Genomic DNA, 10,846 nt, shown 5'->3' with positions numbered 1-10,846 from the left:
GACCAGACCATTGCCTATCGCGCCGCCGGCGCTACGGCAGCGACCCCTGCCCCGCCGGGAACTCCACCCCCGGCGGCATCGAACGAGCGCTGGGTTGACGTGGATCCGGTGCTACTCTTTCGTTACTCCGCGCTGACGTTCAATGGGCATCGTATCCACTACGACGCGCCTTACGCCACAACGGTCGAGGGTTATCCCGGGCTCGTCATCCATGGCCCGCTGCAGGCGACGCTGCTCCTGAACTTTGCCACAGCCATTTTCGGCTCCTCGCCGCGCCGTTTCTCGTTCCGGGGCGTGCATCCGGCGACCAGACCGCAACGTCTGCTTCTGAGCGCAACGTGTCCGGGCAATGACGGCATGGCTCTCGAGGTACGGTCGGCCGACGGCCATGTGACGGTGAAGGCCACGGCGCAATGGTGAGCTTCGTCACGCCTGTCGTGCCGCTTTTCGTGCCGGGCTCGCGGCCGGACCGGTTTGCCAAGGCCGACAACAGCGGCGCGGATGCGGTCATTCTCGACCTTGAGGATGCCGTCGCTCCTGGCGACAAGGACCGCGCCCGGGACGCAGTTGTTGGTTATGCAGCCAGGCTGAAATCTCCAGTCATCGTCCGCATCAACCCCGTTGGCACCCCGTGGCACGAAGCGGACATCGACGCCGTGCGGCGCTTCGATGGCGTCTCCATTATGCTGTCCAAGGCCGAGCGCGCGGAAGACATTGCCGATATGGCCAGGCACATAACACGCAACGTATCCGTCATCGCGCTCGTCGAGAGTGCTGTCGGCCTCGCCAACCTGCCGGATATATTGGCGACGCCCGACGTCGTTGCCGTCGCTTTCGGCTCGGTCGACTTCTCGCTCGATCTCGGTTGCGCGCATGACCGGTTGACCCTGCTTGCGGCTCGCAACGAACTTGTCTGGCGCTCGCGCGCGGCTGGCCGTGCCGCGCCGATCGACGGCGTGACGACAGACCTGAGCAGTCCCGAAATCACCGAGGATGACGCCCGCCATGCTATGAAGATGGGCTTCGGTGGCAAGATGGCGATCCATCCGAGGCAGATCGAGCCGATTCGCGTTGCTTTTCGCCCGAGCGACAATGAAATCATCTGGGCACGTGACATCGTCGGCGCAGCTTCGTCCGGTGAAGCTGTCCAGGTGAACGGCGAAATGGTGGATCGGCCGGTCATCGAGCGCGCAAGGCGGATCCTGCGCCGGGCCGCTTTGGTCTAAAGGGCATGCAGATGAGGAACAGCGGATGAGCCTGGACACCGCCGATCGGCCGACAGCCAGGCTTTGCGCCTTCATCGCCGAGCTCGAGTTCGAGCAGATTCCGCCGCGCGTCGTTCGTTTCGCAAAAGGACTGATGATCGACTGGCTCGGCTCAACCCTCGCCGGCAAGGGCGCGCGCCAAGTCGAGATCATCGACGGCTTTGCTCGTGCAATGGGGCCGGCGGACGGCCCAAGTCTCGTCATCCCGACGAGACGACGCACGAGCCCCTACTTCGCGGCGATGGTCAATGCCGCGGCCTCCCATGTGGTGGAGCAGGACGACGTTCACAACGGCTCGGTCTTTCACCCGGCTGCGGTGATCTTTCCAGCCGTTTTGGCGGTTGCGGAAGCAGAGGGGAAGACCGGGCGTGAAATCCTGACTGCTTGCATCGCCGGCTACGAGGTTGGCATCCGGGTCGGAGAGTTCCTAGGGCGGTCACATTACCAGATCTTCCACACAACGGGCACGGCCGTCACTGTCGCCGCGGCCGCCGCTGTCGGGAAGTTGATCGGGCTGGGCGCGGCCGGCATCAACCATGCACTGGGCTCCGCCAGTACCCAGGCAGCGGGGCTCTGGGAATTGCTGCGCGACGCCGCCGATTCCAAGCAGCTTCATACTGCGCGTGCGGCCGCCAACGGCCTGTGTGCTGCCTTCTTGGCTCGCGATGGCTTCAAGGGGGCCGCGCAGATCCTTGAAGGGAAGAAGGGCATGGCGGCCGGCATGTCCAGCGATGCCGTTCCGGCCCGTCTGACGGATGGCCTCGGCAGCCGTTGGGCAACGGAGGAGACATCCTTCAAATGGCATGCCTCCTGTCGCCACACCCATCCGGCAGCCGACGCACTTCAGCTGCTCATGCGCCGCGAGGGGCTCGGCCCGGACGACATCGCGGAGGTGGTCACCCAAGTCCACCAGGGCGCCATCGATGTCCTGGGTGCGGTGGACATCCCTCAGACGGTCCACCAGGCGAAGTTCTCCATGGGCACGGTATTGGGGCTCATCGCCGTCAATGGCGTCGCCGACCTCGACGCGTTCGAACGCCAGGCACTTGCCGACGCTGGCGTAACGCGCTTCCGCTCGAAGGTGCGTATGGAATTCGAGATCGACAGCCTTTACGCTATTGCTTCGTTGAATGACGTCTGCCGCCGCCTCGGCAAATCCATCGACCATTCGAGGGTCTGGAATATTCAAGCGATTCCGCCGACGCTTCGTGAAGCGCTGACGATTGCAGCGAAGCACGTCAACGATGATATCGTGCATCCGCCCACCGGCATCTCGAACATCTCGGAGTGGTGTAAGAAAGATCAGTGCTGGACTCGTTTGCAGGGCACGCTGGACAAGCTTGAGGCCGCTTTGCCTGACGAATTTTTCGAAGACCTCCTGTCGCTGGAAGAACAGGGCGAAGAGCGCAAGGACGCCAAAGTCACTCAGAAAATTGACAACGGAATCGAGGCGCAGAAGCGAGTTTTCGATATCCCTGCCCATCAGTGGAGGACGATCATGCAAGAACTGGGGCGCAAACGCGTGCTGACACCCAGAGAGACCGGCGTGCTGCAGGTTGCTGTGCAGATGCCCGCGAAGATTCCGACTGAAAAGCAGTGCCTTGTTCTCATAGGGGTGCTGGAGAAGGCCAGGAATGAGGGGCTGGTTGCGTTGGCAGCGGAGGAGGAGGATGCCTGAGATTCACCGCCATCAGCGCATCTCCTGCCGAGGCCGCCGGGCTGCTGGGCATATGACCCGCATTCAGTTTGATCTCGCATCCCTGAAGCTTTCGGACCTCGGCGCCATTGATTTGTCCGGAGCGGAGACGGTCGCCGTCCTAATCCCGATGCGCAGTATCGGCCGGACTAATGAGCATATCGATATATGCTGGGACTATGTGGAGGCATCATGGGCCGCGGAGAACATGGCGGCGGAAGCCGGCAGTGCCGAGGTAGCCGAGGAGTACTTCGCTGAGGCATATCTCACACGGCTGAGACTTACCCTGACGGATATCGGTCCGGGTTTCCGGGGACGGCTCGAAAATGTCGTCGTCGTGTTTCAGGCGCAACAGGACGACGGGTCAGGCGAAGGAGAGAGTTACCAAAGCCTACGCGACGCAATAGCTGATTACGAGGAATCGCTGGCCGACTGTGATCCACGTCTTCCGGAGCTGGTCGAATCCTACTTTGCCAACTTCCTTTCGGGCGCTATACACCAGATGCGCTATGATGCGCCGGATTACTACGACGAGCTGGTCAAAAAACATCCCGAGTATGAACTTGGCTTCCACAAGAGCCCTTACAGTGGCCGGCTGGGAGCAGACTGCTACGCTTCCATCGACAGCTGGCTCATTCCGAACGGTGTTGAGCTCGACACGTTCTTCTCTGCGACCGGGCAGAATTACCGCCGGGCCGATTTTGTGGCGGCCGAGGTGCTTGTCATCGCCGGAAAATCTTTTGTCCTTTCCGAAGGCATGGTCGCCTACTTTCCGATGAACCAGTACTTCAAGTCCCGGGTCTGCGCGGGATTCGCACGACGCCATGACGAGGGATATCTGGCCGCCCGATCAATTCGCATGGCTGGATGCGACCTTCACACACTCACCGGTCGGGGAGTACCTCAGGGAGGGCATGCCAGCGGGCCTTAGGGCCCCAGGGCCCCGCGGGGAATCATGTCTGGTTCACAACACCGGAACTCTGATTGTGGTGGATGATGGCACTGACACCCACGTTCTTTATGACACGAAACCGCTCGAAGAGCGGGCCACAAAGAACCTGTATGAAAGAATCTGCGATACGACCCGCTCTCTCACTGCGACGATGGGCCTCTCGGATTCTCTCACTCTCGATTGGAGAAGCCTTAATGACGAGCAATTTGAGCAGCTCTGCTACGATATCCTCTACGCTCATGCGATGTTTGATTCTTCGACAATCAGAAAGCTTGGCAGCTCGCGATCGAGAGACGGCGGACGCGATATCGAGATCATGGAAGCCGCGAGATCAGCCGGAAACAAGGGTCGTAAATGGATTTTTCAGTGCAAACTGACTCAGAGTAATTCGCTGGGCGCGACCAAAGTTCAGGATATCGGCGACATGGTCGATCTGCACGCAGCAGAGGGCTTTGGCGTGATGACCTCGGCGCTAATTGACGCGACGTTATATGATAAGATCGATGGCATCTGCGATAGACGTTCGATCAGGACTCTTAACTTCTCTGTTCTGGAACTAAACCGTGTTCTTGTCAGAAACCCGACGGTCAGGAAGCGATATTTTCCGGACTCGTGATTTAGGCAAGCTAGCTAAGCTCACGGGTGCGAAGCAGACTAGCTGCGTTTACGTATGGCAAACAATGACATATGAGTTCTCAGTTTCATCCTGCCGGGCGCGCCCGAGAGGATTCGAACCGCTGTCAGGTCTGAGGCAAAACATTAAAGGCTGTCTCTTCTGATTTCCCTTCAAGGCGATCAAAGTTACATCCTGAATGTCCGCTAACGATAACGGAAGAGCAAGGAGCTGCCGGTTCGCAATCATCCCCAATCAACCGCTGATCGCATCAAGCAGACGTGAACGGCAAATTTGAGGTCACATAAGAAGGGATAGCACCTGGTGAATGGAGGGCTTTTACGCGGTGCCAAACGGTATAACTTTGGTTTTACACTGTGGTTGATTTCGTTACGAATTTAAAGACCGGCAGGGTCCTTGTTTTACACGTAAGCCGTTGAAATCAGTGCAATAACACCAGCTTCCCGAGCTGAACGCGAGGGTTCGATTCCCGCTACCCGCTCCAGCCTAAGGCGTCAGAACCATTTCAGCGCCTGCCTGTTCGTCGAACACAACCGAGCAGCCTCTCGCCAGCGCCACCGTTGCGAGGGCGTTTGCCGCCGCGTCATCCGATGAAACGAAATCGCCGGTCAACACCCGCAATTCTTCCACGCCTTCAGCCATGGACACGAAATTGCCGACCGATCGATCGTGCTTGCAGGCCTCGATCACGCAAAGCAGGTCGATGATTTCGAAGCTGCGCATGTTCAGCCTCCAGAAGAAATCGTCCCTTGCAAGATCATGAACGCATCGGCGGGAAATAATGTTCCCAGTTCGCTTTCGCTGGCCTCGGCCTGGCGGCGCTTTCGCCGGAGAAGCTTACCTGATCCAGCCATCATCCCACTTCCCTCAGAATGAAGTCGTGCAGCATCTTGGCGGCCGGCGACAGCGCGCGATTCCTCACCGTGATCAGGCTGTAGGGCCTGACCTCGATGTCGAATTCGGTCTGGACGACGTCGATGGCGCCGGCCAGCCCGTCAGGGTTCTGGATGAATTTCGCCACCTGGACAGAGACCGGTGCGATGGCATCGGATTGCGCGACCATGACCAGGGTCAGGAGCAGCGAACTGGTGTTCAGGATACGGTCCGGCAAAGCGATGTTGCGGTTGAGGAAGTTGCTCTCCATCGCCTGGCGCAAGGGCGAGCCGCCAGACTGGAAGACCCAGTCATAGGCGGCGGTGTCTTCCAGCCGCACCACGCTGCCCCTGGTGAGCGGGTGGCCACGGCGCACGATCAGGCAGGCCTTCTCGACGCCGATGACACGGGATTCGAACAGCCGTGGGTTCAAGTCGTCAGGAATGCGCGCGATGATGAAGTCATGGCGCGTGGCGATCAGTTCGCGTGCCAGCACATTGGAGGTCTCGACCTGCATGGTGATCTCGATGCGCGGATAGATGCGGCGGATTTCACGAATTGCCGGCACCGCCAGCTCGATTGCCGGCGCGGTCACGGCACCCAGGAAAACCGAACCACCCTTGCCCGCCTTGAGCTCGGAAATCTCGCGGTCGACCTCGCGCATCTCCAGCAGGATCGAGCGCGCGCGCCTGGCCAAAGCCTTGCCGTACGGCGTCAAGGTGATGCCGCGCGGCAGCCTCTCGCACAGCTTGACCTCCAGCACCGCCTCCATCTCCGCGATCATGCGCGAGGCCGCCGGCTGCGAAATGTTCAGAACCTGGGCTGCCGCGCTGACCCGGCCATGGTCGTCGAGCGCGACGATCATGCGCATATGACGCAGACTGAGACCGCTGCGCAGCAGGGTTTCGCCATCGCCCGGTGCTTCTCTGTAACCATTTGAAGCTGTTGTCGGATTTCCTAGCCGCGCCATCGATTTCCCTGCCTTCTGCTTGTGTACGACCGACATCGGGTCAACCCGTCACGTCGCAATACCTATACCAACGATGATATAGCAACCATCAAAGATCGCATTTGACAGTTATGGCAAAGACCCACACCCTCCGCGCGTTCCAAGACGTGACGGTCGCCGACGAGAAAAATCGTATCGATTGAATCAGCGTCTCGGGGCCATGGGAGGATACCGGAGATCGATATGACGGCAGCGGTGCCTTGGCGCTTCTGCACGATTGCGCGGCCCGCGACCCCCGGGGTGCCGCGTCCATCAAACAGGGAGAGTTAAAGTGAAAATCATCAAGACACTGGCCGCCGTCGCGGCCCTTGGCATCGCTGCCATGACCTACTCGGCGCACGCAGCCGACAAGGGTCTCGTCGGCGTGCTGATGCCGACCAAGACCTCGCAGCGCTGGATCAATGACGGCGATGCCGTCAAGTCCCAGCTCGAGGCTCTCGGCTACACCGTCGACCTGCAATACGCGCAGGACGACATCCCCAACCAGCTCAGCCAGCTGGAAAACGAAATCACCAAAGGCCCGAAGGCGCTGATCATCGCCTCGATCGACGGCACCACCCTGTCGGATGCTCTGCAGAAGGCCGCTGACGCGGGCGTCGTCGTCGTCGCCTATGACCGCCTGATCAAGAAGACCGCCAATGTCGACTACTACACCACCTTCGACAATTTCGGCGTCGGCGTGATCCAGGCGAATTCGCTGGTCAAGGGCCTCAAGGAACGCTTCCCGAACACCAAGCCGTGGAACGTCGAACTGTTCGGCGGCTCGCCCGACGACAACAACGCCTTCTTCTTCTACAATGGCGCCATCTCCGTCCTGCAGCCGCTGATCGACGACGGCTCGATCAAGATCAAGTCCGGCCAGACCGGCATGGACAAGGTCGGCACGCTGCGTTGGCTCGCCGCCACCGCCCAGGCGCGCATGGACAATCTGCTGTCGGCCAACTATTCGGACGGCAGCCGCGTCGATGGCGTTCTGTCGCCCTATGACGGCCTGTCGCGCGGCATCACCGCCTCGCTGCGCGCCGTCGGCTACGGCACCGAGGCTCAGCCTTGGCCAATCGTGACCGGTCAGGACGCTGAGACCGCTTCGGTCAAGCTGATCATCTCGGGCGAGCAGTACTCGACCGTGTTCAAGGACACCCGCGAACTGGCCAAGGCCACCGTCCAGCTCGTCGACAAGGTGCTCTCGGGCGGCAAGCCGGACGGCCTCGATGAAAAGACCTACAACAACGACGTCAAGGTCGTTCCCTCGATCCTGCTGACGCCGCATGAAGTCGACAAGTCGAACTACCAGGCGCTGGTCGTCGACTCCGGCTACATCAAGGCCGACGAACTGAAGTAATCCCGGTTACAAAGTCAGGGGGTCCTGCGCAACGCAGGGCCCCTTTTCGTTCACCAGCGAGCCCGGTATTGTCACCGACCTCGCCGGCAATGTTTGCCGAGCTCTCAAGGAGCGGTAGTCCCCATGGCCCCGACGATTTTGGAGATGCGCGACATCACCAAGACGTTTCCCGGCGTGAAGGCGCTGTCGAACGTCAACCTCAGCGTCGAGGAAGGCGAGATCCACGCCGTGGTCGGCGAAAACGGCGCCGGCAAGTCGACGCTGATGAAGGTGCTGTCGGGCGTCTATCCCTCCGGCACCTATGACGGCCAGATCATCTTCCAAGGCCAGGAATGCCAGTTCAAGGGCATCCAGGACAGCGAACACAAGGGTATCGTCATCATCCACCAGGAGCTAGCGCTGGTGCCGATGCTGTCGATCGCCGAAAACATCTTCCTCGGCAACGAGCACGCGAAATTCGGCGTCATCGACTGGGACGCCAACGAGGAGCGCACCAGTGCGCTGTTGAAGAAGGTGGGCCTCAAGGAGGACCCCAAGACGCTGATCACCAATATCGGCGTCGGCAAGCAGCAGCTGGTCGAGATTGCCAAGGCGCTGAGCAAGGAGGTCAAGCTCCTGATCCTCGACGAGCCTACGGCATCGCTCAGCGAAAAGGACAGCCAGGCGCTGCTTGACCTGCTGCTCGAATTCAAGCGGCAAGGCATGACCTCGATCCTGATCTCGCACAAGCTCAACGAGATCAACCGGGTCGCCGACAAGGTGACGGTGATCCGTGACGGGCGCACCATCGAGACGCTGGCCAAGAAGGACATCTCCGAAGACCGCATCATCACCTCGATGGTCGGCCGTTCCCTCGACGACCGCTATCCGCCGCGCGAGCCTGATATCGGCGAGATCGTGTTCGAGGTGAAGAACTGGTCGGTCTATCACCCGCTCCATGCCGAGCGGCAGGTGATCAAGGGTATCGACATCAATGTGCGCAAGGGCGAAGTGGTGGGCATTGCCGGGCTGATGGGCGCCGGCCGCACCGAATTCGCCATGAGCCTGTTCGGCCGCTCCTACGGCCGCCGCATCACAGGCGAGGTGCTGCTCAAGGGCAAGCCGATCGATGTGTCCTCGGTAAGCAAGGCGGTCCAACACGGCATCGCCTACGTCACCGAGGATCGCAAGACCTACGGGCTCAACCTCATCGACCATATCAAGCACAACATCACGCTGGCCAATCTCGGCGGCGTGGCCCGCCACAGCGTGATCGACGACATGCGCGAGCTCGCCGTTGCCAACGACTATCGCAAGAAGACCAATATCCGCGCTTCCAGCGTCTATCAGTTGACCGGCAATCTTTCCGGCGGCAACCAGCAGAAGGTGGTGCTGTCGAAATGGCTGTTCGCCGACCCGGACGTGCTGATCCTCGACGAGCCGACACGCGGCATCGATGTCGGCGCCAAGTACGAAATCTACACGATCATCGCGCGACTCGCCTCGGAGGGTAAGGCGATCGTGGTCATCTCGTCGGAAATGCCGGAATTGCTCGGCATCACCGACCGCATCTACGTCATGAACGAAGGGCGCATCGTGGGCGAAATGCCCGCCGCAGAAGCAAGCCAGGAAAAAATAATGCGCGCCATCGTTCGTGGAGAAGGAAAAGCAGCATGAGCACCGAAAGCGCCCCCGCCCCGCACGGCAATGTCGCCGAAGAGCAGCGTCCACGCATCGCCGTCTCGGCGCTGGCGACGAACCTGCGCGAATACGGCCTGATCATCGCGCTGATCGTCATCATGCTGTTCTTCCAGTTCACCACGTCGGGAACGCTGTTCAAGCCGGTGAACCTGAGCAACCTGGTGCAGCAGAACTCGTTCATCATCGTGATGGCGCTGGGCATGCTGCTGGTGATCGTTTCCGGCTATATCGACCTCAGCGTCGGATCGGTCGCCGGTTTCATCGGCGCGCTGGCGGCAAACATGATGGTCATCTGGCAACTTGGACCGCTCAGCAATCCGCTGGTGGTTTCGATCATCTGCCTCGTCGTGGGCGGCCTGATCGGGGCGGCGCAAGGCTACTGGATCGCCTATCACAGAATACCGAGCTTCATCGTGACACTGGCCGGCATGCTGATCTTCCGCGGCATCTGCCAGGCGCTGCTCGGCGGCGGATCCTCGGTCGGTCCGCTTCCCGACGACTTCAAAATGCTCAGCTCGGGCTTCATCCCGGATGTCATCGGCCCGCTGACGCTGATCCCGCCGACGGTGAACGCGGCCGGCAAGACCATCATGGGCAGCGGCCTGACGCTGCACATGACGACGATCGTGCTGGGCCTGATCGCCGTGCTGGCCTATGCCTATTTCGGGGTGAGGACGCGTCGCAAGCGCGAACGCCATGGCTATGAGGCCGAGCCCTTTGCCCTGTTCGTCGTCAAGACGCTGGTCGCCAGCGCCCTGGCGCTGTTCCTGGTCTATGAGTTCGCCAGCTACAGAGGCCTGCCGGTCGTGCTGCTCGTCATGGGCGTGCTGATCTCGCTGTTCGTCTTCGTCACCAAGCGCATGACCATCGGCCGCCGTATCTACGCCATGGGCGGCAATGCCAAGGCCGCGCAGCTGTCAGGCATCAACACCGAGCGGCTGACGCTGATGGTGTTCATCAATATGGGCGTGCTGTCGGCGCTCGGCGGCCTGATCATCGCGGCGCGACTGGGACAGGCGGTGCCGGCCGCGGGCCTCGGCAGCGCGCTCGACGTCATCGCCGCCGTCTTCATCGGCGGCGCCTCGGCGATGGGCGGCGTCGGTCAGGTCATCGGCGCGGTGGTCGGCGGCTTCATCATGGGCGTGATGAACAACGGCATGTCGATCATGGGCGTCAATGTCGACTGGCAGCAGGTGGTCAAAGGCCTGGTGCTGCTCGGCGCCGTGATCTTCGACGTCTACAACAAGAACAAGGCTTGAACGGACTTAAGAGCAATTCCAGGAAAAGTGTGAAACGGTTTTCCGCCCGGAATTGCGCCAAGACAATGAGTTAGAGCGGTTCGCCGTTTCCGTGAAACGGTGAACTGCTCTGGTCGAGGAAAGCAGGAGGCATACG

9 protein-coding genes and 1 pseudogene are annotated in these 10,846 nt (G+C 60.6%); 8 read left to right on the top strand and 2 right to left on the bottom strand.

Annotated features, from left to right (window positions below):
- The 5 genes and pseudogenes from EN991_RS09850 to EN991_RS09830 all read left to right on the top strand — a co-directional run.
- A pseudogene (locus EN991_RS09850) lies at positions 1-420 on the top strand (hypothetical protein); the annotation flags it as partial.
- Positions 414-1,226 carry a CoA ester lyase gene (locus EN991_RS09845; RefSeq protein ID WP_127368661.1) on the top strand — a complete coding sequence of 271 codons (813 nt, stop codon included), beginning with the start codon at positions 414-416 and terminating at the stop codon, positions 1,224-1,226. The pseudogene EN991_RS09850 and the gene EN991_RS09845, both read left to right, overlap by 7 nt.
- 25 nt (positions 1,227-1,251) lie before the next feature.
- The gene (locus EN991_RS09840) at positions 1,252-2,943 is read left to right on the top strand and encodes an MmgE/PrpD family protein (protein WP_245460936.1); all 1,692 of its coding nucleotides are present in this window, start codon (positions 1,252-1,254) and stop codon (positions 2,941-2,943) included.
- Positions 2,936-3,892 carry a hypothetical protein gene (locus EN991_RS09835; protein WP_127368660.1) on the top strand — a complete coding sequence of 319 codons (957 nt, stop codon included), beginning with the start codon at positions 2,936-2,938 and terminating at the stop codon, positions 3,890-3,892. The genes EN991_RS09840 and EN991_RS09835 overlap by 8 nt, the downstream gene beginning before the upstream one ends.
- Positions 3,893-3,947: 55 nt before the next feature.
- Positions 3,948-4,529, top strand: coding sequence for a restriction endonuclease (locus tag EN991_RS09830; RefSeq protein WP_164766090.1), 582 nt, complete (start codon positions 3,948-3,950; stop codon positions 4,527-4,529).
- Between the two features lie 504 nt (positions 4,530-5,033).
- Here the strand turns inward: EN991_RS09830 and EN991_RS09825 are convergent.
- Together EN991_RS09825 and EN991_RS09820 are read right to left on the bottom strand one after the other, a co-directional pair.
- Positions 5,034-5,270 carry a hypothetical protein gene (locus EN991_RS09825; protein ID WP_024503153.1) on the bottom strand — a complete coding sequence of 79 codons (237 nt, stop codon included), beginning with the start codon at positions 5,268-5,270 and terminating at the stop codon, positions 5,034-5,036.
- 130 nt (positions 5,271-5,400) lie between these two features.
- Positions 5,401-6,390, bottom strand: coding sequence for a LysR family transcriptional regulator (locus tag EN991_RS09820; protein ID WP_127368662.1), 990 nt, complete (start codon positions 6,388-6,390; stop codon positions 5,401-5,403).
- A gap of 310 nt (positions 6,391-6,700) precedes the next feature.
- Between EN991_RS09820 and chvE the strand changes: the two genes are divergently transcribed.
- From chvE to mmsB, 3 genes are all read left to right on the top strand, one after another.
- On the top strand, positions 6,701-7,771 hold the full coding sequence (gene chvE, locus EN991_RS09815) for a multiple monosaccharide ABC transporter substrate-binding protein (RefSeq protein ID WP_024503154.1): 1,071 nt from the start codon (positions 6,701-6,703) through the stop codon (positions 7,769-7,771).
- A 123-nt stretch (positions 7,772-7,894) separates the two neighbouring features.
- Positions 7,895-9,427, top strand: coding sequence for a multiple monosaccharide ABC transporter ATP-binding protein (mmsA, locus tag EN991_RS09810; protein ID WP_013533633.1), 1,533 nt, complete (start codon positions 7,895-7,897; stop codon positions 9,425-9,427).
- Positions 9,424-10,710 (top strand): multiple monosaccharide ABC transporter permease, encoded by a 1,287-nt coding sequence (mmsB, locus tag EN991_RS09805; protein WP_127368658.1) that lies wholly within the window; start codon positions 9,424-9,426, stop codon positions 10,708-10,710. Before mmsA ends, mmsB begins: the two co-directional genes overlap by 4 nt.
- Positions 10,711-10,846: the final 136 nt, after the last annotated feature.

It is taken from the genome of Mesorhizobium sp. M7A.F.Ca.US.005.03.2.1, from assembly GCF_003997795.1.
Taxonomy (GTDB): domain Bacteria; phylum Pseudomonadota; class Alphaproteobacteria; order Rhizobiales; family Rhizobiaceae; genus Mesorhizobium; species Mesorhizobium ciceri.
The sequence above is the reverse complement of the archived record's forward strand: the minus strand, read 5'-3'. Positions and strand labels throughout refer to the sequence as shown.